Here is a 20,289-nt window from a genome sequence, read left to right on the forward strand (position 1 = left end):
CGACGCCTCACCTTCGATCGCCAAGGCAGGAAGCATGGACAAGGTCGTCGCCAGTGCTGCCGAGGCGTTGGCCGACATCGCCGCTGGCTCGTCGTTGGCCGTGGGCGGTTTCGGGTTGTGCGGGGTGCCGATAGCTGATCGACGCCCTGCTCGCGCAGGGCGCGGACCGGCTGACCACGATCAGCAACAACTGCGGCGTCGACGACGCCGCACTCGGGGTGCTGCTCTACGCCGGCCGGATCACCCGCACCATCTCCTCCTTGGCATGCTGATCGAGGCGCTGATGGACCTACGCGCGTCCCTCACTCGGGATATCGCCGCATCCCAGCGCGCCCTAGCTGGCTCTACCCCTGACTTGCTACACGACTATGCCTCAAAGCCAGCCCCCTGCCACAGGGGTCCTGTCCCACCGAGCCATCACCGCCCTCGGGAGCTTGGTCAGACTGGCGTGACTCTCGGGTGCGTTGCGGGCCGGCTGGCGCGGGACCGCACCCGGAGGTCCCCCGCGGAGGACGCCGTCCCCCGTGCACCAACGTTGGTAGGGGTAGCGCGCTGTGCCGCCGAGGCCGCCCGGGTTGAGATTGACCGCCGGTGCGGTCAGCGGACCAGATGCGACATCATCGCCGTCCCTGCGATGGTGCGTAGCCGTACCGCCGCTGGTGGGCGGCGGCGAAGCGGCTGGCACTGGAGAAGCCCCACCGGGCCGCGACCTCTCCGATCAGCAGCTGACCGTCCTCCTCCAGGTCCCTCCGCGCCCGCTGCAGGCGGACGTCGACGAGGTGCTCAGTAGGTGAGCATCCCATCCAGGATCGGAAGCCCTCCTGCATGCGCCGAACGCTGGTGCCGGCCAGGGCGGCCATCTCGCCCACCGTCCACGCTCGCGCCGGATCCTCGCGGATCGCGTCGACCACGCGCGTGATCGCGCGCGGACGGGCTACTGGGCCCCGCCCCAAGTCGGGGTAGCTGGCCAGCAGAAAGCCGGCAGCCATGGCACCGGCGAGTTGCTGCTGCACCGCTGGCTGCTCGACGAACAAGGTGGGCTCCCGCAGGTGAGCCACGAGGCTGCCTCCTAGCTGCCGCCAACCGTGGGCTGCCCCGTTGTGCAGGTCGAGTTGCTCAGGGAGCACCGCAGCTGCTCGACCCAGACCCGTGCCCAGGACTCGCTCGGCCTCGCGGTCCAACCAATCGCTGTCGAACTTGACCCCCAGGACCGTGCAGGTGGCATCCCAGTGGCTGATCAGCGAGGGCGTATCGGCACGGAAGATGGTCGCTTGACCGGCGACCGAGGTGACTGAGCCGTGCCGCCCGCGGCTGACCAGATGGCCCGTCAGCGGCATGTTGACCTCATAGGCGCCGGGGTATGCGCATTCGATCTGGACGTCGGCTCCCCAGCCCACATGGCCGATGAGCACGGGCCCCAAGTCCAGCGTCTGCAGCGTCAGTCGGCTCTCGATCTGGGCGCCGAGGACCGTCAGCTCATGAGGGAAGTAGGCCGCGGCAACGTCTCGGGAAACACGCTCCCAGTCTCGAGGTGCCGCGCTACGCCGTGCGCGCATGGCGACGACGGTACCTGGACTTACGTGACTTGGATCTCTGTCGCAATCGGTATCGCGCCCGCGTACATCGTGTCGTGAGCTTGTGATCTGCGACTTACGTTCCGGCGAGTTCAAGGCCGAACCGATGAGAAGGGTCAGTCGATGACGACGACCAGTGAGACCACCACTCCCGACCGCTCGTGGATCGCGGACATCACGATGACCGAGCTGGAGCGCAACCCGTACCAGGCCTACGAGCGCCTTCGTCAGGAGGCGCCGCTCGCCTTCGTGCCCGTGCTCGGGTCCTACGTCGCATCCACCGCCGACATCTGCCGCGAGATCGCCACCAGCCCCGACTTCGAGGCTGTGATCACCCCTGCTGGCGGCCGGACCTTCGGGCACCCAGCGATCATCGGCGTGAACGGCGACATCCACAGCGACCTGCGCGGCATGGTCGAACCGCAGCTGCAGCCCGTGGAGGTCGACAGGTGGGTCGATGACCTCGTCCGCCCGATCGCCCGCCGCTACCTCGAGGCCTTCGAAGCCGATGGGCACGCCGACATCGTCACCCAGTTCGCCGAGCCGGTCAGCGTCCGCTCCCTTGGTGACCTGCTGGGCCTGCAGGACGTCTCCTCGGACAAGCTGCGCCAGTGGTTCGGGCAGCTGTCGCGGTCCTTCACCAACGCCGCGATGACCGAGGACGGCGAATTCGTCAACCCCGACGGGTTCGTCGAAGGCGACGTCGCCCGCGCCGAGATCCAGGCGGCAGTCGACCCGCTGATCGACAAGTGGATCGAGGAGCCGGCCGAGACAGCCATCTCCCACTGGCTGCACGACGGCATGCCCCCGGGGAAGACCCGGGACCGGCAGTACATCTACCCCACGATCTACGTGTACCTGCTCGGCGCGATGCAGGAGCCCGGGCACGGGATCGCGTCCACCCTGGTGGGACTCTTCAGCGAGCCCGAGCAGATGGAGGAGGTCGTCGACGACCCGACCCTCATCCCCCGCGCGATCTCCGAAGGCATGCGGTGGACATCCCCGATCTGGTCGGCCACCGCCCGCATCAGCAAGGTCCCGGTGACGATCGCTGGGGTCGACCTCCCTGCCAACACCCCGGTGATCCTGTCCTACGGATCGGCCAACCACGACACGGGTGTCTACGACGCCCCCACCCGGTACGACATCAAGCGCCCCCCACTGCCGCACCTGGCCTTCGGCGCCGGCAACCACGCGTGCGCTGGCATCTACTACGCCAACCACGTCATGCGGATCGCTCTCGAGGAACTCTTCGAGGCCATCCCCAACCTCGAGCGCAACACCTCCACCGATATCGAATTCTGGGGCTGGGGTTTCCGCGGGCCCACGAGCCTGCCCGTCGACTGGGAGGTGTAGTGGCCTTCACCGCAACGGTCGGCAACCAACAGGTCTCCTGCGGTGAAGACCAGTCGATGCTGGACGCCTTCCTCCGAGCCGGCGTCTGGATGCCGAACTCGTGCAACCAGGGCACCTGCGGCACGTGCAAGCTGCGAGTGGTCGACGGAGACGTCGACCACGGGGACTCCCCTGCTGACACGCTGACCGCAGAAGAACGAGAGGCCGGGTTGGCCTTGGCCTGCCAGGCCAGGCTCCGCTCGGACTCGGTCGTCGAGACCCTGGGTGGCGCAGTGGGGGGCGGCATCACGCACCCCCTTCGTGACCTGACGGCCACCGTGCTCAGCAACGACGAGATCGCCCGGGACACCCGGCGTCTGCTTCTCGAGCTGCCCGAGCCCCTCGCCTTCCACCCCGGGCAGTACGTCGAGCTCACCGTGCCCGGCACACAGCTGCGTCGCCAGTACTCACTGGCCAACACCGCCGATGAGGACAAGGTGTTGGAGCTGCACGTCCGCTCGGTCTCCGGCGGCGCTGCAACCGAACGGTGGATCTTCACCAGCATGGCCGTTGGTGACCAGATCCCCGTGACGGGCCCGCTCGGTGACTTCTTCCTACCCGCCGAGGATTCCGACGACGGCGGACCAATGGTGCTCATCGGCGGGGGAACGGGGCTGGCCCCGCTGATCGGGCTGGCCCGCACTGCTCTTTCCCGCGACCCGGGACGGCGTGTCCTGCTCTACCACGGAGTCCGAGGCGTCGACGACCTCTACAACCTCGACCAGATGGCAGAGCTGACCAAGGTCTACCCCGCGTTCACCTTCGTACCGGTGCTGTCACACGAGGCACCGGCCGCGGAATCCGTCCACCGAGAAGGTTTCCCGACCGACCACTTCATCGAGGACGTGGACTCCGCACGGGGATGGTCCGGCTGGCTGTGTGGGCCGCCACCGATGGTGGAGGCCGGAGTCAGAGCATTCAAGCGACGCCGCATGGCCCCCCGCATGATCCACCGGGAGAAGTTCACCCCCGCCACCGACTGACCGGCGTCATCACCTGTGGAGACCCTGGCTCACCGCAGCACCTTCACCGGTGACGATGGATTGGATGCCGACGGCCGACGCCGCCCCCGCCAGACACCCAACGCTGATTGAAGGACAAGATGCACATCCTGACCGTGGCCTACGGGCAGCCGATTGACCCGGCGGCCTTCGACGCCCACTACGAATCCACGCACCTTCCGCTGGCGCAACAGGTGCCCGGCGTGCGCAATCTGCGCGCCCTGCAGGGAGCCTCGCTCGATGACAGCCCTGCGCCCTACCACTTGGTCGTCGAACTCACCTTCGACTCCCTCGAAGATCTCAACGCCGGCCTGTCCTCCCCCCAGGGCCAAGCCGCCGCCGGTGACGTCGCCAACTTCGCCGACGGAGGCGCCACCCTGTTCATCCAGCACGACTGACCTACTCTTCGCCGACGTATCCCGGACCCGAGCCATCGGGTCCGGGATCGACCATGCCCTGAGTTCCCACAAACGGTCCGCATCCAGAACGAGCCGCTAAGACCCCTTGGCGTCACCCACGGCTCGCCAGGGCGGATCACATGAGCACCACTTTCCTGCGCAGCACCTTTGCGCCGCACATGGGCCACCCCCCGCAGAGCCCAGCAATCTGTTGGGTCTCCTTCACATCACGAGGTCGCAAATATGCCGTACGAGGTGCAGGGCGTCGTCGCCCTCAGCAAGGGTGCCCCCGTCTCGCTGGAGACGATCCTGATCCCCGACCCGGGTCCGGGTGAGGCGATCGTCGACGTGCAGGCGTGCGGGGTCTGCCACACCGACCTGCACTACCGGGAGGGCGGGATCAACGACGAGTTCCCGTTCCTGCTCGGCCACGAGGCCGCCGGCGTGGTCTCGGCCGTGGGCGAGGGCGTGGAGAACGTCGCCGTCGGCGACTTCGTGATCCTGAACTGGCGCGCGGTGTGCGGAACGTGCCGGGCGTGTGCGAAGGGCAAGCCCTGGTACTGCTTCGACACCCACAACGCCACCCAGAAGATGACGCTGAAGGACGGCACCGAGCTGTCCCCGGCGCTGGGCATCGGCGCGTTCGCCGAGAAGACCCTCGTCCACTCCGGGCAGTGCACCAAGGTCGACCCGGCCGCCTCCCCGACCGCGGCCGGGCTGCTGGGCTGCGGCGTGATGGCCGGCGTGGGTGCCGCGATCAACACCGGCGGTGTGGGCCGCGGCGACACCGTGGCCGTGTTCGGCTGCGGCGGGGTCGGCGACGCCGCGATCGCCGGCGCCCGGCTGGCCGGCGCGGCGAAGATCATCGCCGTCGACCTGGACGACCGGAAGCTCGAGTGGGCGAAGGGCATGGGCGCCACGCACACGGTGAACTCCCAGGAGACCGACGCGGTCGCCGCGATCAAGGAGCTCACCGGCGGGTTCGGCGTCGACGTCGCCATCGACGCCGTGGGCCATCCGGCGGTCTACCAGCAGGCCTTCGACGCCCGCGACCTGGCCGGCACCGTCGTGCTGGTCGGTGTGCCGAACCCGACGATGGAGATCACGCTGCCGCTGATCGACGTCTTCGGCCGCGGCGGTGCGCTGAAGTCCTCCTGGTACGGCGACTGCCTGCCCAGCCGGGACTTCCCGATGCTGATCGACCTGTACCTGCAGGGCCGCTTCGACCTCGACGCGTTCGTCTCCGAGACCATCGGCATCGGCGACGTCGAGGCCGCGTTCGCCAAGATGCACCACGGCGACGTGCTGCGCTCGGTGGTGGTCCTCTGATGCCGCCCGCAACCTAAGCCGCCGCCAGTTCCGCCTCCCGCCTTCGCCACGCGTGGGTAGCGACGGGGCGGGCTGCGATATCAGCCGTACGACCCAACGGGCTCGACGGGGACCTGTGGACCGTGCAGCAATAGGTGCGACCCGGACCAGGAGCACCGACGTGGCTCTCAGTTTCGGCACGAGTTGTGGGACGAATTCCGTCGACTCATATACCGGGGTTTCTGGTCCGCATCCGAGCGACGACGGTCACCCCGCCGGCATCGACGCGATGCCCACCGCGCTGTCCGACAGACCTACCGTGCGATCTGAGGTCCGTCGGCGTGGATGCACGGACTGCCTGTCGCCGGGCGGCATGTCGCGGGGGTCGTGGACTGCGCCGCCCGCGCAGCCGTGCAATCCGAGGATTTCACCTCGCGGCCTTAGCCTCGTCGAGGGAGGTGAACAGGGCTCGATCGAGCGTCGATCAGCCGGTGAGCAGATGACTGAGGCAGAGATGCCGATGACCGGCGGCCGGATCACCCCTGGGGTGGTGCGGGTAGGTGCGACGGTGCGGCGGCCAACCGGCGCCCACTCCACCTTCGTCCACCAGCTCCTCCTCCGGTACGAGGAGTGCGGATTGACCTGCACCCCGCGCTACCTGGGTATAGACCCCCAGCAGCGGGAGGTGCTGAGCTTCCAGCCCGGTTGGGTGCCAGCTCCCCACCCCACCCGGTCCTGGTCACCCGGTCAGGTGCACGCCGCTGCGCAGCTGCTGCGCCACCTGCACGACGCCACGGCCGGCACGACGCTGGCCGCCGACCACCCGACGGTCTGCCACAACGACTTCGGTCCCCACAACACCGTCTTCACGAGCCCGACCGCGCCCACCCCAGAGGCCGTCGGGTCGCTGCTCCCAGCGTCGGCGATGCCCACCTCCGTCATCGACTTCGACGGCGCCGCCCCCGGCGGCCGCGAGGACGACGTCGCGTACGCAGCCTGGCTCTGGCTGCTAGGAGCCAACGTCGACCACCGGTGGGTCGACCAACTCGTCCTCCTGGGTCAGTTCCTCGACGCCTACGGCAGCTGCGAGCTGGATCTCGCCGGGCTGGGCACCAGAATCGCTGCACGGGTCGCCGACGTACGCCTGATGCACCAGCGCGCAGGACGGCGGATCGCCACCGACTCCTGGCTCAGCGACGACGCCACCTACCTCGCCGACCGAGCCGAGGACATCGATCGATGGGTAACCGACCGACCCTGATGCGCGGGCGACGAGACTGGGCGGAGTGCGCGGGCGGTGCTCAGCGGTGTTCACGACAGAGATCGAGACGCCGTCGGAACCGTTCTGCTGCAGCTGTCGATGCACGCATCCCAGGGCGCCCACCACCGCCTGACACCCTGCGCCGTGACGTCGGAGGACCCCGACAGCCCTACCCGGTACAGGCTCGGCGCGCCGGCTGGAACCGGGAACGGGCGGCGGTCGCGGGCCCGGCTGCGATCCGCGCGTCGCCGTCGGATCGGTGGTGGGGCTGGCTGGCGCGCTCGCACCGTGCGGCGGCGAGCTGGTGCGCCCTCAGGCCAGCCGCCACGCTCACACGTGCCGGTCGAGCGGCACCACCAGGGTCGAGCACGTGCCGCGCCGGAGCACCGCCCCCACCCGGGCGGACAGGTGCGGACGGGTGGACTCGAGCGCCCGTCCGACCACGATCAGGGACACCGAGACGGAGAGCTCCACCAGCATGGAGCCCGGGAGCCCGCGGTGTCGTCGCCGCGTGATGCGGAGATCCGGGTGGGCTGCCCGGAGAGCCAGCAGGGCCTCGCCGACGGCGGCCCAGGAGTCGGGGGCGACCCGGTCCGACGGGCTGTCGTCGACCACGACGAGGTCTCCGCGTCGACCGGCCGACCGGGCGGCGACGTCCAGCAACCGCGCCGTGGCCGGGCCGCCGTCCACCGAGACGGCGACACCACCCACCTCCCCGCCGGCCGGCACGGCGGCGCGGTGGACCAGCACCGGGCACAGCGTCGTACGGGTGATCCCGAGGGCCACCGAGCCGGCCCGAGGTCCTCCCGGGGCGCTCTGGCCCTGGGCCCCGACCACCGTCAGGGCGGCGGTGGCGGTGGCGGCCGTGAGCACCTCGAGGGCGGTCCCGTCGGTCAGCGCACCGGCGGCGGCGGTGGCTGGGTGCACCGCGGCGACGCTGTCGACCAGCCGGAACAGCTCCCCCAGCGCCGATCGTCGGGCGACGACCCGTCCGAGGTCGCCTGCGGGCAGGCCCGGGATGCCGCCGGGCGGCCAGTCGAAGGCCCGGACGAGCTGCAGGCCCAGACCCAGCCGGGCAGCAGCGCGGGCGGCGGCCCAGCTGGCGTCCGCTGCGTGCTGGGATCCGTCGACCCCGCACACCACCCACCCTGCCGGGGGGCGTCCGGCCGCGTGGTCCGACGGGATGGGTGGCACACCCCGACCCTGTCCGCCGACCCCGCCCGACCCGGAGTGCCGCCGGGCCTCGCCCATGGGGTCGCAGGTCCCTTCCCGCTGCGGGCCGCGCAGGTGGGGACCAAGGGCACTGGGGCCGACACGACCCGGCGGCGAAGCTGGAGCCATGTCCTCGCCTGCGGCCGACCCCGACCGCACCGCCTCCCCGGTCGTGGCCGCGGTCGACGGCTCTGCGGCCTCGATGGGCGCCGTGCACGCCGCCGCCGGGAGTGCCCAGCGGCTCGGGGTCCCGCTCGGGCTCGTCCGGGTGGTGCCGCAGCCCGGCGACGACCCGGTCGACCAGCGCGCGGCCCACGTCGAGTTCGAGCGGGCCGTGCAACAGCTGGACGAGGTACGCCGCACCGTGGTGGCCCTGCTGCCTGCGCTGCCGGTCACCGCGGTGGTCCGCCGGGGACGGGCGGCCCACGAGCTCCAGACCGAGTCGGCGGGTGCGGCGCAGGTCGTGCTGGGCGAGCACACCGGCCCGGGCCTGGGCCTCGTCGCCGGCGAGCTCGCCCGCCGGACCGTCTCCCCCCTGCTGCTGCACCGCACGGTCGACCGCCCGACCGGCCCCGTCGTCGTCGGCCTGGACTGCCTGCCCGGCACCGAGACGCTGCTGGAGGTCGCCGCCGAGGAGGCCCACCGGCGCGGCACGGCGCTGCACGTGCTGCACGGCCGGATGTCCCGCACGGCGTCCAGCGTGGTGCTCGCCGCCGAGCAGCGCCTCCTCGAGCGGCTGGCCGACCGGGCCCGCGGCGACCACCACCCGCTGCAGGTGCACGTGCAGGCCGTGGCCACGAACGCCACGACCCTGCTGCTGGCTGCAGCGGCCGACGCCCAGGTGCTGGTGCTGGGACGGCGCACGCCGGGTGCCCGCCGGCGTACCTCGAGCACCGGCTCCTCGGTGCTGCTCCGCGCGGCCTGCCCGGTGCTGCTGGTTCCCGGGCCCCTCCGCGGCGATGACGGCACCCTGCACCCCCGTGCCGTGGCCCACCAGCGGGCGGGGTCGTGGGCGTGAACGAGCGGACCGACGTCCGGTTCCGCGCGGGCGCGCCGGCGCGGGTGGCCGCCGACTGGGACGAGGCCCCCGTCCCGGCAGCCGTCCCGTGCTCGTGGTGGCGCCCCGAGGTCCTCGCCGACATGCCGGCCATCCGGCGGGACTTCCGAGCACTGCTGGACGACGGCGCGCTCGGGACCCCGGAGCTGGGACCCGAGCTGGTCGAGGAGGCCGTGGCCGGGCTCGACGAGTTGGTCTCCAACGCGATCAGGCATGGCCGGGTGCCGGTGGCCGTGTCGGTGTCCCCGCTGGAGGACGGTGTCCTGCTGGTGGTCACCGACCACGCCCCGGAGCGCTCCGTGCACCCCACCTCGACCCGGGACCCCGCCGAGGGCGGCATGGGCATGCGGTTGGTGGCCGCCTCGGCGCGACGGTCGGGGTGGTGGGCCGCCGGCCCGGTGAAGCACGTGTGGGCGGTCGTGCCCGGGAGACCGTGATCCCCTCGCACACGGCGGACCTTCGCCCCTGCTGCGGGCCCCGAGCAGGACGGCAGTGTGCAGGACATGCCCCACGACGCCGATCTCGACCCGCAGGGGACGCCGCAGTCCGTCGCCTCCCTCCTCGACGCGGCCGGCCGGCAGCTCGCGGCGCTGCAGCAGCTGCAGGCCGTGCTGGCCCAGCCTGCACCGCCCCCGACCACCGCCCGCCCGGAGTCGGAGCAGGTGGCGGCGCTGCAGCGCGAGGTCGGGCAGCTCAGGGATGCGCTGGTCTCCCGGGCGGTCATCGAGCGAGCCAAGGGCATGCTCATGCAGGCCCACGGCATGTCCGAGGACCAGTCGTTCCAGCTGCTCACCGCGGTGTCCCAGGCCCACCAGCAGAAGGTGCGGGACGTCGCCGCCGAGCTGACCACCGGCACGGTGGATGCGCACGCCCTGACCGTGCCGGGCCGACCCGGACCGGCCGTGCCCCGGCTCGTGGCCGTCCCGCCGCGACCGGCACGGCTGAGGTCGGTGGACCGACCGGGTCCGCCCGGCTGACCCGACGACCTCAGCGGCGGGGGCCGGTGGTCGCGGCCGCGGCCGTGGGCCAGGGATCCGCGGATGTCACCGGGGCGGCTTCGGGGCGCACCACGAGCACCGGGCACGGTGCGTGTCGGACGCAGTACAGCGCCACCGAGCCCAGCACCAGACCGCGGAGCTCGCCGTGCCCGCGACTGGCCACCACGAGCAGGTCCCCCTCCCCGACCTGCCGGACCAGGAGCGGGCCGGCCTCCCCGCCGACCGCGATGCGGCGGACCCGTCCCTGGTCCACGACGACCCCGGGGGGCAGGCTCCCCAGGTCCCGCTCCAGCGCGGCGAGCTCGGCGGCGTCCCGCCCGGCCCGCGTCGGGGTCACCGCCCGGTGGCCGTCGAGGAACAGGTCGGCCACGCCGTAGACCCGGACCGCCGTGACCGTCCCGTCGGGACCGGCCTCCTCGACGGCCCGGGCGACGGCGGCCGCCGACCGGGCCGAGCCGTCCACCCCGACGACGACCTGCCCGGTGCTCACCGGGTCGTCGCCGGTGCCCGGGTCGGGGACGACCACCACCGGGCAGTCGGCACGGCTCACGCAGTCCAGGGCCACCGACCCCAGGACGGCCTCGGCCACGGCTCCCCGGCCCCGGGTGCCCACCACCAGGAGGTCCACCTGCCCGGAGCGCGCGACGAGCACGTCGGCCGGCGGGCCGGTGGCCACCTCGACGGACACCGCCATGCCGTCGACCGCCGGGCTGGCGCGCCGCACCTGGTCCACCACCGTCCGCGCCCGGACCCAGGCCTCGTCGTGCACCGCCTCCAGGGTGCTCAGGTCGGAGAACTCGGCCGACGACCTCCAGGCGAAGGCGGCGGCCGTGGCGGACGCGATCACCACCTGCACCTGGCCACCGCGCGCGGCCGCCCAGTGCAGGGCCCACCGGAGGGCGGCCGACGACCCGGACGAACCGTCGACCCCGACCAGCACCCGGGGCACGGCGGGATGGGCAGCGGGGCGGGCCGGGTCGGGCGGGGATGCAGCGGACACGGGTGCTCCTGGGGCGTGGCGACCGGCCGGACCGGGGGACAACNACCACCGGTCTGACTTGTGGTGTTTGTGTGGTCGGCGCCGCTACCTGCGAGGGCGCCGCAAGGGTTATCGTCGGCGGCGTCAGATGTTTATAGGGGCCAGGTCCTGGTCGGGGTCGACGGCTCGGACGGCGCCGACGCCGCCGCGCGGGCCGCAGCCGAGGCGGCCGCGGCACGGGGGGCGACCCTGTGCGTGCTGCGGGTCGTCGACTGGCCGGAGGCCGGCATCGCCGGGCTCCCGCCGGACCTGGACGGCCGGTCGGCGACCCGGGCGGCAGCCGAGCTGCAGGTCCGCTGGCTCGTGGCCCGCCTGGCCCAGTGGCTCCCCGTCGACCGGATCACCGGGGAGGTGGTCGACGGCGACCCGGTGCACGTCCTCCGCGCCCGCTCGCAGGACCTCGACCTGCTGGTCGTGGGCGCCCACGGCCAGGCCTGGAGCAGCGGCGAGACGCTCGGGTCCATCGCCGCCGGGGTCGTCCGGGGGGCGTCCTGCCCCGTCCTCGTGCACCGGCACGAGCCCGCCCTCGGCGAACCCCACCGAGGGGTCGTCGTGGGCATCGACGGAGGACCCGGCAGCGCGCAGCTGCTGGATGCCGCTGCCGCCGAGGCGCGCCTCCGGGCCACCACGCTGAAGGTGCTGCACACCTGGCCCCAGCTCACCGAGGACGCCGGCACCCCCGTCAAGTGGCGGCTGGACCCCGCGACGACGACCACCGCCGAGCAGGCCGTCGTCGCCGAGCTGGTCGGCGCCCTGCGACTGCGGTCCGACGTCCCCGCCGTCGACGCCGCGGTCGTCGGCGGCCGAGCGGGCAAGGTCCTGGTCTGGGCCAGCCACACCGCGGAGCTGGTCGTCGTGGGCCGGCCCGAGCTCTCCCCGGACCACGAGATGCGGGCCACGACCCGGCAGGTGTCCCAGCGGGCCGGGTGCCCGGTGCTGGTCGTCCCGCTGGCCACCACGGCCGACGTCCCGGTGCCTGCGTGACCCCGTCGCCGGCCGTGTCCCGCCCCCCGCCACCGCACCCGGTCGTGGCGGCCGTCGACGGGTCGCCCGCATCGGGTGCAGCGGCCCACGCGGCGGCCCGGACCGCCCGCCAGCTGGGCGCACGCCTCGAGCTGGTCCGGGTGCTAGCCCTCCCCAGTGAGGACCCGGTGGACGAGCGCGGCAGCGGGGTCGCCCTGCACACCGCCGCCGGCGAGCTCGACGTCCTGCGGCGCGAGCTCGTCGCGGTCGCGCCCGACCTCGCCGTCACCGCCGTGGTGCGGCGCGGGCGGGCCGGGGACGAGCTGGTCGAGGCGTCCAGGACGGCCGAACGCGTCGTGCTCGGTGAGCACGCAGCGGGTCGGGGGCTGGGCTCGGTGATCGACCTGGTGGTCCGGCGGGCGCGCTCCCCCGTCCTCCTCCACCGGCGGGGTCCTCGTCCGGCCGGTGGCGTCGTGGTGGGGGTGGACTGCCTGCCGGGCACCGAGGAGCTGCTGGACGCCGCCGCCGACGAGGCCGTGGCGCGCGGCGCGGTCCTGCACGTGGTGCACGGGAGGACCTCGCGTCGGCCGGGCTCGGGCATCCTGGACGCCGAGCGCGCCCTGCTCGAGGGCCTCGTGTCGCGCGCGCAGCTGCCCCGGCCCGGTCTCGTCGTGCACCTCCAGGTCCGGCACGAGGGAGCGGGTTCCCTGCTGCTCGACGCCGCGGACGGGGCCCAGCTGCTCGTGCTCGGGCGCCGTCCCTCCTCCGCCGAGCGGCGGTCCTCAGGCACCGGGACGACCCTGCTGCTGCGGGCCCCGTGCTCCCTGCTCCTGGTGGCCGTGGAACGTTCCGCTCCACCGGCGGACCGGCCGGACGACCCCGACGGGGTGGGACCTCCGGCCCTGCCGGCGGCGGCCGGCAGGGCCTAGGTTCGGACGATGAGGCGGACCGCACGAGGGACGACGCACCCGTGACCGCGGGTGCCGCGGAGCGCACGGGGCCGGTGCGGGTCTTCCTGCTCGACGACCACGAGGTGGTCCGGCGCGGGATCGCCGCGGTCCTCGCCACCGACCCCGGCATCGAGGTCGTGGGCGAGGGCAGCACCGCGCACGACGCCATGGTGCGGATCCCGGCGCTGCGGCCCGACGTCGCGGTCCTCGACGTGCGCCTCCCCGACGGCGACGGCGTCACCGTCTGCCGTGACCTCCTCTCGACCGTGTCCGGGCTGCGCGTGCTGATGCTGACCAGCTTCAGCGACGACGAGGCGCTCTTCAGCGCCATCCTGGCCGGCGCCTCGGGCTACCTGCTCAAGCAGATCCTCGGCCAGGACCTGGTCGCCGCCGTGCGCACCGTGGCCGCCGGTGGCTCGCTCCTGGACCCGGCTGCCACGGCCGCGGTCCTGGCCCGGATGCGTCGCCCCCCGGCGGCCGCCGGACCGGTCGACCAGCTGTCCGAGCAGGAACGCACGGTGCTCGACCTCATCGGCGAGGGTCTGACGAACCGCCAGATCGGGGCGCGGATGTTCCTCGCCGAGAAGACGGTGAAGAACTACGTCTCCCACCTGCTGGCCAAGTTGGGCATGGAGCGCCGCACCCAGGTCGCCATCCTGGCCACCGAGCTGCGGGCGGCCTCACCCCAGCGGTGAGCTCCAGCGCAGCCGGGTGCCGCCGGTGGCCACGGGGAACAGGTCGAAGGCGCCCCCGCGCGCCCGGGCGCGTGCCGCGAGGTTGGCCAGCCCGCTGCGCGGGGCGGATGCGGCCACCCCGGTCCCGTCGTCGACCACCTCCACGACCACCTCGGCGCCGACCGCCACGGTCACCGTCACCGACCGGGCTGCGGCGTGCCGGGTCACGTTGGAGACCGCCTCGCGCACGACGGCCTCGATGTCGGCGGCCAGCGGCGCGGTGACGAGGGCGTCGACCGGGCCCACGGTGCGCAGGCTGGTGGTCAGGGTCCCGGCGGACTCGGTGAGGGCGTCCAGGACGCGACGGCGGAGGCTGGAGTCCCGGTTGTCCCCGGCGCTGGTGTTCAAGTCGAAGATGGTGGAGCGGATGTCCCGGATGACCACGTCGAGCTGCTCGACCACGTCGAGGACGGGCTGGCGGGCCCGGTCGGCAGCCAGCTGCGGCAGCGTCGCCTGCAGCGTCAGCCCGGCGGCGAACAACCGCTGGATCACGTTGTCGTGCAGGTCGCGGGCGATGCGGTCGCGGTCGGCGTAGAGGTCCAGGCTGCGAGCCAGCCGCTGCCGTGCGGCCATGTCCAGGGCCAGCGCCGCCTGGTCGGTGAAGGACCGGAGGAGCGGGACCAACCCGAGGCCGAAGGGCCGCGACCCGGTCCGCCGGGCCACCACCAGCACGGCCTCGCTGCCGTCGGCGGTGTGCAGCGTGGCACCGAGCAGCGGGCCCCAGTCGACACCGTCGGCCGGGTCGCCCCAGGGCCGGCCACCCAGGTCCTGGACGACGGGTTCGGCGCCCTCGGCACGGACCAGCGCCTCCACCACGGCAGAGGACTCCGGGGTGAGGGGGACACCGGTCATGTCGGCCAGCCCGGGTCCGCTCTGGGCCCGGGTCGTCCAGGTCCTGGGGCTGTCGAGGGGCGCCATGAGGTGGACGGCGTCGGCGTCGGTCAGCTCGCGGACCGCGTCGGTGATCAGCCGCAGCACCTGCTCCGGTGCCGCACCCCCGAGCAGCTGCTCGCGGACGGCGTGCGCCGCCTCGGCCCAGCGCCGCCGCTCCTGCTCGTCGGCGAGCTGCCGGGCGTTGTCGACGGCGATGCCCGCGGCCCCGGCCAGGGCCGTGACCAGCTCCTCGTCCTCGGCGGTGAACGGCCCGCCGTGCTTCTCGGTCAGGTACAGGTTCCCGTACACCTCGCCCCGGACGGCGACGGGGACCCCGAGGAACGTCCGCATGGGCGGGTGGCCGGGCGGCATCCCCACCGAGGCCGGGTGCGCACCGAGCTCGGCGGTCCGCAACGGCACCGGACTCGTCACCAGCTGGCCCAGGACCCCCAGGCCCTGCGGGAGGGACCCGATCCGGGCGACGGCCTCGTCGTCGAGCCCGGCGTGGATGAACCGGGCGAGCCCGCCGCCGGGGTCCAGCACGCCCAACGCCCCGTACCGCGCGTCCACCAGGTCGACCGCGACCTCGACCACCCGGTGCAGGGTGTCGTCGAGGTCGACCCCCTCCTGGACGTCGAGGAAGGCCGTGAGCAGGCTGCGGAGCCGGTGCTGCGCCCGGGCGAGCGCCGCCAGCCGGACGTCGACGTCCGGGCTGGTCCTGGCGTCGTCAGGCATCGGTCGGACGGGTCACCCGGGGGTGCCGGTCCCCGCGCGCACGACCGTCACCGGGCAGTGCGCGTGCTCGACGACCTGGTTGCTGACCGAACCCAGCAGCAGTCCGCGGAACCCACCCTGCCCGCGCGCGCCGACGACGACCAGGTCGGCCGCGTCGGAGGCCTCCACCAGCGCCCGGGACGGCGGTGCGTGCACCACGTGGCTGGTCACGTCGACCCCGGCGGCGGCCACCTCGGCCACGTGCTGCCGGAGCTGGTCGGCGACCGCCTGCTCCCACTCCTCCATCGGGGGGATGAAGCCGCCGGTCGCCGCGGCCGGGCTCGGCGCGGTGGTCAGCGACCACGCCCGCACCACGTGCACCGGCCAGTGCCCCCGCGCCGCCACGCGCAGCGCCCAGGTCAGCGCCTCCTGCGCGCCGGCCGAGCCGTCGTGCCCCACGACCATCCCGCCGGTGACCTCGGCATGCTCACGTACGTCGCCCACGGGTCTCCTCGGATCGCGTCCGGCCCCGGCCAGGGCCCGGCGCCGATCCTCGTCCCGGGGGGACGCCGGCGCCAGGGTCCGAGGTCCCACCCGTGTGCGCGGCCGGCCGCTCAGACCGGGACGGTGGCCGCCAGGTGCGGGTGGGTCACGTGCCCGACCCCCGGGCGGTCGCCCACGCGCTGCAGCAGCACCGGGCACGGGGCGTGCAGGGCGCAGTGCAGCGCCACCGAGCCCAGCACCATCCCCATCAGCTGGCCGGCGCCGTGGCTGCCGACCACGAGCAGGGAGGCACCGGCCGCCCGGGCCACGAGCGCCTGACCGGGCTGCTCGGCCAGCACGTGCAGCTGCACCGGCACCTCCGGCAGATCCGCCTCGGCCGCGGCCGCCCGCACCTCGACCAGCACGCGGTCGGCACCTGCTGCTGCTCGACGCTGCAGGTCCGCGGCCGGCGGTGGCGACACCACGGAACTGGTCCGGGCCAGCCCGTCGTCGAAGGCCACGACGACGTCCACCACCGCGTCGACGCGTCCGGCCGCCGCGATCGCGGCGAGCAGTGCAGCAGCCGAGGTGGGCGAGCCGTCGACGCCGACGACCACCCTGCGGCGGGCCGCGCGCGGGGCGGGGGTGACCGAGGCCGGGACGACGACGAACGGGGAGTGCGCGTGCCCGGCGCAGTGCAACGACACCGAGCCCAGCAGAAGGCTGCGGATCGCGGTCCGGCCGCGGCTGCCCACGACCAGCAGTGCGGCCCCGCGGGACCGCTCGACCAGGTCGATGGCCGGGGAGCCGGCCACGGCGAGCACCTCGACCGGGAGCTCCTCGATCCCCGTCACCCCGGCGGCGACGAGCTCGGCGGTGACCTCCTCCAGCAGACGCCCGGTCTGCCGGGCCGTCTCCTGCCGGATCTCCTCGAACGGGAACGCGGCGGCCATGTACGAGCCGGCCGTGTAGTAGTCGACGGGGAACGAGGTGACCACCTGGACGCACGCCCCGCGGCGGGCCGCCTCGGGGAGACCCCAGGCCAGGGCCGCCCGCGCACCGGGCGAGTCGTCCACGCCGATGACGACGCGGGGCCGGCCCGGGTCGGTACCGGGCGTCGAGGTCACTGCTCCGCCAGGGAGGGGGCCGCGTGCCGGTGGACGTCGTCGTGCCAGTCGGCGGCCAGCGCGGCGAACGCCGCGACCCCCGTCACCACCGGGGCCAGCACGGCGAGGGCAGCAGCCGCGGTGACCGGGACCTCGATGACGGTGTTGCCTGCCTTGTCCTTGACCACGACGCGGCGGACGTTGCCCTGGTGCAGGAGTGCACCCACCCGCTCGGCGAGGACCTCGCCCTTCACCCTCAGGGTCTCGGAGGCCGTACCGGTCGGTGGGGCCGGGCTGTCGGTGGTGGTCACGTCTGCTCCCTCGGATCGCTGGATGTGGCTGCTCCAGTGGCCCGCGGACGCTCGTGCGGCACCAGTGCCGGAAGGCCCGCACGGTCCGGGACTGCGGCACCTCCCCATGCGCCGCCGACGACGCAGACTGACCAGGTGGTCCTGCCCCGTGCGTCGCCACCCGCCGCTCCTCCGGCTGCGCTCCCGCTGCCATCGGGCCGGCCGCTGCTCGGTCGCGGCAGGTGATCCGGCTCGCGCCGGCCCCGGGTGCCTCGGCGGCCTGGGCGGGCCTGGTCCGACCCCGGTTGCAGACCTGGGGAGCGACCCCCGTACCGGCACTGGCCCCCGTGCCCGGCGACGACCTGGTGCCGGCCCGGTGGCAGACCACGCGCGGCGTCACGATCGCCGCCCCGGTGGAACGGGTGTGGCCCCTCCTCGTGCAGCTGGGCTGGCAGCGCGCCGGGTGGTACAGCCTGGACGCCCTGGAACGGCTCGTCGGTGCCGGCGACTTCGCCGAGGGTGGGTCCGCCGACGGCGTCCTCCCCAGGTTCCAGGGCCTGGCGGTGGGCGACCCGGTCCCGCTGGGCCCGGGGACAGCACTGACCGCGGTCGTCGTGGACGCACCCCGGGCCCTGGTGCTGCAGATGGCGATGGACCCGGTGCACGGCACCCCCAGCGCCGTCGGCGACCGGGCCCGGTTGGACTGGACCTGGGCTTTCGTGCTGGCGCCCCGCCCGCACGGCAGTCGACTCGTCGTCCGGGTGCGGGCGGCCTGGTCCCCGCGGGTGGTCGGGCTCGCCGTGCCACCGCTGCTGGAGCCGGTGCACCTGCTGATGGAGGCGACGATGCTGCGCGGGATCGCCCGGCGGGCAGCCTCGGCGGGGTGATCAGTGCGCTTGCCGCGAGGCCAGCACGAGGCCCGCGTCCCAACCCGGCGCGCGGCAGCCCGACGGCGGGCGGACCAGCTCGGTGTCCTGGCCGCAGCGGCCCAGCAGCCACGAGGTCAGGGAGTTCGAGTTCCAGACGCCGCCGGTGCACAGGTCGTCGCGGCCCCAGGTCGGGAACGGCACGGTGCGGACGGCGCGCAGGACGAGCGCGGGGTCGGCCGTCGTCGGTCGCGGGCCCCCCAACGCCTCGGCCTCGTCGGGCAGCACCCCACCCGGCCAGCACCTCACCTCGTACCGGAACCAGCGGCTGCGGCCCAGCCAGCGGATCCCGACCGCACCGGTGCCCACGCTGCCGCGCTCCGCGGGCGTGCCGGGCACGTTCCAGACCGGCCCCATCTCGATCACCGATCGAACACCCGCACGGCGCACGACCAGCGCCGAGTGCACCAGGGCCTGCGCCGGTCGCCCGGCCAGCCGGGAGGTGACTGCCTCCAGGACGCGGCCGTTGCGGCGCACCGACCAGCCGCCTGCGCCCAGCGGGAGCCAGAACAGGTCCACGCCCTCACCCGTCACGGCAGCGGGTCGGCGGGCAGCCGGGCCACCGGGAGGTAGACCAGGCGGCCCTGGTGGTCGCGCGCCGGATGCTGGGTCACCGGGTGCAGGGCCAGACGGTACGACCACTCCCCGTCCACGGCGGTGGACAACTCGACCAGGCCGGCCGGCACCTCACCGGGGGGCGACGTCCACTCCAGGCCGTGCCCGGGTCCGCACCAGGCACGGGCCGCGGCCCCGGTGTCGGCGGACGGCTGTGCCGTCGTGCGCCGGGCCGGTCCGGGGCGGCGCCGGGTGCGGACCCGCCTCATGGAGGTGCACCCGGCCCGGTGGGGTGGCGCGTCATCCGGGGGCTCCGGCGCCGACAGCGCCGACGACGCCGTCGGCCCGCAGCCGCCCCGGAGCCCAGGACCGGTTCGTCGGGCGGACGACGAGCACGGGGCACGGTGCGTGCAGGACGCAGTGGAGAGCCACCGACCCCAGCAGCAGACCCCGGAACTCGCCTCGACCTCGGCTGGCGACCACGAGCAGGTCGGCACCTGCCGCCTGGTCGACCAGCGCCGGACCGGCCTCGCCCCCGACCGCGAGCCGGTGCACGTCGGCATGCTCCCCACGCGTGGCCTGCAGCAGCGTGGTCAGGCCCTGCTCCAGCGCAGCCAGCTCGGCGGCGTCCCGCTCGGCCGGGGTCGGGGCGACGGCTGCGTACTGGTCGAACCACAGGTCGGCCACCCCGTAGGCCCGGACAGCGGTGACCTGACCTCGGGGGCCGGCTTCCTCCATCGCCCAGGCGACGGCGGCGGCCGAGCGCTCCGACCCGTCGACCCCGGCGACGACGACCGTCCCCGGGCCGGGATCGGCCCAGCCACCGGGCTCGGGCACCACCACCACCGGGCAGGCCGACGAGCTCACGCAGTGCAGGGCCACCGACCCCAGCACCGCACTGGCCGCGTATCCCCGGCCCCGGGTGCCGACCACCATCAGATCCGCATCGTGGGAGCGGTGGACGAGCAGCTCGGCCGGCGGTCCCGGCTCGACGTGGATCGCGACCGGGACGGAGAGGAGGGCGGCGTCCTCCTCGCGGACCTGGTCCACCGTCTCCCGGGCCGCCGACCAGGTGTCGTCGTGCAGGGCGTCCAGGGCGCTCAGATCGGTCACCTCACCCATCGCCAGCCACCCCATCGAGCCCACCGCCGGGTACGCCGCGACCACCTGCACCTCGGCCGCGTGCCGAGCCGCCCAGTGCAGCGCCCAGCGCACCGCGGCGCGCGAGCCGGTCGACCCGTCCACCCCGACGAGCACCTGCGGCGGCGTCACCAGGTCGGTGGTGGGGTCGGCGTGCCGGTGTCGGGGTGCTGCAGCCACGGGTGCTCCTCGGTCGGGTCCCGGCCGGGCCGGCCGGTACCTGCATCGTCGTCCCCGGGCGCGTGGCCGGACGCGGCCGTCGGACCCCGGACCGCGGGTCGAACGTCCCTCGGGAGGGACCTTCGGCAGCCG

At 74.0% G+C, this 20,289-nt stretch carries 22 protein-coding genes; 12 read left to right on the top strand and 10 right to left on the bottom strand.

All coding sequences use genetic code 11. The annotated features are described in order from the left end of the window. Positions 1–617 precede the first annotated feature (617 nt). Entirely contained in the window at positions 618–1,556 is a 939-nt protein-coding gene (locus tag LFA75_RS23140; RefSeq protein WP_225235923.1) for an AraC family transcriptional regulator, read from the bottom strand. Between the two features lie 141 nt (positions 1,557–1,697). Between LFA75_RS23140 and LFA75_RS23145 the strand changes: the two genes are divergently transcribed. The 5 genes from LFA75_RS23145 to LFA75_RS23165 all read left to right on the top strand — a co-directional run bounded on the left by LFA75_RS23145 (position 1,698) and on the right by LFA75_RS23165 (position 6,937). Continuing rightward, positions 1,698–2,930 (top strand): cytochrome P450, encoded by a 1,233-nt coding sequence (locus tag LFA75_RS23145; protein WP_225235924.1) that lies wholly within the window; start codon positions 1,698–1,700, stop codon positions 2,928–2,930. Next, a complete protein-coding gene (locus LFA75_RS23150; RefSeq protein ID WP_225235925.1) occupies positions 2,930–3,952 on the top strand; it encodes a 2Fe-2S iron-sulfur cluster-binding protein in 1,023 nt (340 codons plus the stop codon). The genes LFA75_RS23145 and LFA75_RS23150 overlap by 1 nt, the downstream gene beginning before the upstream one ends. Before the next feature lie 107 nt (positions 3,953–4,059). Continuing rightward, entirely contained in the window at positions 4,060–4,368 is a 309-nt protein-coding gene (locus tag LFA75_RS23155) for an EthD family reductase (protein ID WP_225235926.1), read from the top strand. A gap of 243 nt (positions 4,369–4,611) precedes the next feature. Continuing rightward, positions 4,612–5,697, top strand: coding sequence for an S-(hydroxymethyl)mycothiol dehydrogenase (locus tag LFA75_RS23160; protein WP_225235927.1), 1,086 nt, complete (start codon positions 4,612–4,614; stop codon positions 5,695–5,697). A 478-nt stretch (positions 5,698–6,175) separates the two neighbouring features. Beyond that, positions 6,176–6,937, top strand: a complete 762-nt coding sequence (locus tag LFA75_RS23165; RefSeq protein ID WP_225235928.1) for an aminoglycoside phosphotransferase/kinase family protein — start codon at positions 6,176–6,178, stop codon at positions 6,935–6,937. A 330-nt stretch (positions 6,938–7,267) separates the two neighbouring features. On the opposite strand, the gene LFA75_RS23170 is transcribed toward LFA75_RS23165, so the two are convergent. After that, positions 7,268–8,077 carry a universal stress protein gene (locus LFA75_RS23170; RefSeq protein ID WP_225235929.1) on the bottom strand — a complete coding sequence of 270 codons (810 nt, stop codon included), beginning with the start codon at positions 8,075–8,077 and terminating at the stop codon, positions 7,268–7,270. A 199-nt stretch (positions 8,078–8,276) separates the two neighbouring features. Between LFA75_RS23170 and LFA75_RS23175 the strand changes: the two genes are divergently transcribed. The 3 genes from LFA75_RS23175 to LFA75_RS23185 all read left to right on the top strand — a co-directional run bounded on the left by LFA75_RS23175 (position 8,277) and on the right by LFA75_RS23185 (position 10,183). Then, on the top strand, positions 8,277–9,167 hold the full coding sequence (locus LFA75_RS23175) for a universal stress protein (protein ID WP_225235930.1): 891 nt from the start codon (positions 8,277–8,279) through the stop codon (positions 9,165–9,167). Continuing rightward, the gene (locus tag LFA75_RS23180; RefSeq protein WP_225235931.1) at positions 9,164–9,643 is read left to right on the top strand and encodes an ATP-binding protein; all 480 of its coding nucleotides are present in this window, start codon (positions 9,164–9,166) and stop codon (positions 9,641–9,643) included. Before LFA75_RS23175 ends, LFA75_RS23180 begins: the two co-directional genes overlap by 4 nt. Positions 9,644–9,709: 66 nt before the next feature. Beyond that, the gene (locus tag LFA75_RS23185; RefSeq protein WP_225235932.1) at positions 9,710–10,183 is read left to right on the top strand and encodes an ANTAR domain-containing response regulator; all 474 of its coding nucleotides are present in this window, start codon (positions 9,710–9,712) and stop codon (positions 10,181–10,183) included. A gap of 10 nt (positions 10,184–10,193) precedes the next feature. Here LFA75_RS23185 and LFA75_RS23190 read toward each other — a convergent pair whose 3' ends face one another. Next, positions 10,194–11,204: a universal stress protein gene (locus LFA75_RS23190; protein ID WP_225235933.1), complete on the bottom strand. Its 1,011-nt coding sequence runs from the start codon at positions 11,202–11,204 to the stop codon at positions 10,194–10,196. Between the two features lie 69 nt (positions 11,205–11,273). On the opposite strand from LFA75_RS23190, the gene LFA75_RS23195 reads away from it, so the two are divergent. Genes LFA75_RS23195 through LFA75_RS23205 form a run of 3 tightly spaced genes read left to right on the top strand, consistent with a single transcriptional unit; the run spans position 11,274 to position 13,851 of the window. Then, complete coding sequence (locus LFA75_RS23195) at positions 11,274–12,227, top strand: universal stress protein (protein ID WP_225235934.1); 954 nt, start codon at positions 11,274–11,276, stop codon at positions 12,225–12,227. Between the two features lie 44 nt (positions 12,228–12,271). Continuing rightward, the gene (locus LFA75_RS23200; protein WP_225235935.1) at positions 12,272–13,135 is read left to right on the top strand and encodes a universal stress protein; all 864 of its coding nucleotides are present in this window, start codon (positions 12,272–12,274) and stop codon (positions 13,133–13,135) included. 41 nt (positions 13,136–13,176) lie between these two features. Then, complete coding sequence (locus tag LFA75_RS23205) at positions 13,177–13,851, top strand: response regulator transcription factor (RefSeq protein ID WP_318250060.1); 675 nt, start codon at positions 13,177–13,179, stop codon at positions 13,849–13,851. On the opposite strand, the gene LFA75_RS23210 is transcribed toward LFA75_RS23205, so the two are convergent. The 4 genes from LFA75_RS23210 to LFA75_RS23225 form a co-directional block, all read right to left on the bottom strand. Beyond that, on the bottom strand, positions 13,837–15,498 hold the full coding sequence (locus tag LFA75_RS23210) for a GAF domain-containing sensor histidine kinase (RefSeq protein ID WP_225235936.1): 1,662 nt from the start codon (positions 15,496–15,498) through the stop codon (positions 13,837–13,839). The two genes, LFA75_RS23205 and LFA75_RS23210, sit on opposite strands and share 15 nt — an antisense overlap. 12 nt (positions 15,499–15,510) lie before the next feature. Continuing rightward, the gene (locus LFA75_RS23215) at positions 15,511–15,981 is read right to left on the bottom strand and encodes a universal stress protein (RefSeq protein WP_225235937.1); all 471 of its coding nucleotides are present in this window, start codon (positions 15,979–15,981) and stop codon (positions 15,511–15,513) included. Between the two features lie 110 nt (positions 15,982–16,091). Then, entirely contained in the window at positions 16,092–17,087 is a 996-nt protein-coding gene (locus LFA75_RS23220) for a universal stress protein (RefSeq protein WP_225235938.1), read from the bottom strand. Beyond that, a complete protein-coding gene (locus tag LFA75_RS23225; RefSeq protein ID WP_225235939.1) occupies positions 17,084–17,377 on the bottom strand; it encodes a DUF4342 domain-containing protein in 294 nt (97 codons plus the stop codon). The genes LFA75_RS23220 and LFA75_RS23225 overlap by 4 nt, the downstream gene beginning before the upstream one ends. Before the next feature lie 326 nt (positions 17,378–17,703). On the opposite strand from LFA75_RS23225, the gene LFA75_RS23230 reads away from it, so the two are divergent. Continuing rightward, positions 17,704–18,243 carry a hypothetical protein gene (locus LFA75_RS23230; RefSeq protein ID WP_225235940.1) on the top strand — a complete coding sequence of 180 codons (540 nt, stop codon included), beginning with the start codon at positions 17,704–17,706 and terminating at the stop codon, positions 18,241–18,243. Here LFA75_RS23230 and LFA75_RS23235 read toward each other — a convergent pair whose 3' ends face one another. Genes LFA75_RS23235 through LFA75_RS23245 form a run of 3 tightly spaced genes read right to left on the bottom strand, consistent with a single transcriptional unit; the run spans position 18,244 to position 20,157 of the window. Beyond that, complete coding sequence (locus LFA75_RS23235; protein WP_225235941.1) at positions 18,244–18,801, bottom strand: hypothetical protein; 558 nt, start codon at positions 18,799–18,801, stop codon at positions 18,244–18,246. 11 nt (positions 18,802–18,812) lie between these two features. After that, the gene (locus LFA75_RS23240; protein ID WP_225235942.1) at positions 18,813–19,106 is read right to left on the bottom strand and encodes a hypothetical protein; all 294 of its coding nucleotides are present in this window, start codon (positions 19,104–19,106) and stop codon (positions 18,813–18,815) included. Between the two features lie 31 nt (positions 19,107–19,137). Then, entirely contained in the window at positions 19,138–20,157 is a 1,020-nt protein-coding gene (locus LFA75_RS23245) for a universal stress protein (RefSeq protein WP_225235943.1), read from the bottom strand. Positions 20,158–20,289 lie beyond the last annotated feature (132 nt).

This window comes from Klenkia terrae (assembly GCF_900491935.1).
Taxonomy (GTDB): Bacteria; Actinomycetota; Actinomycetes; order Mycobacteriales; family Geodermatophilaceae; genus Klenkia; species Klenkia terrae.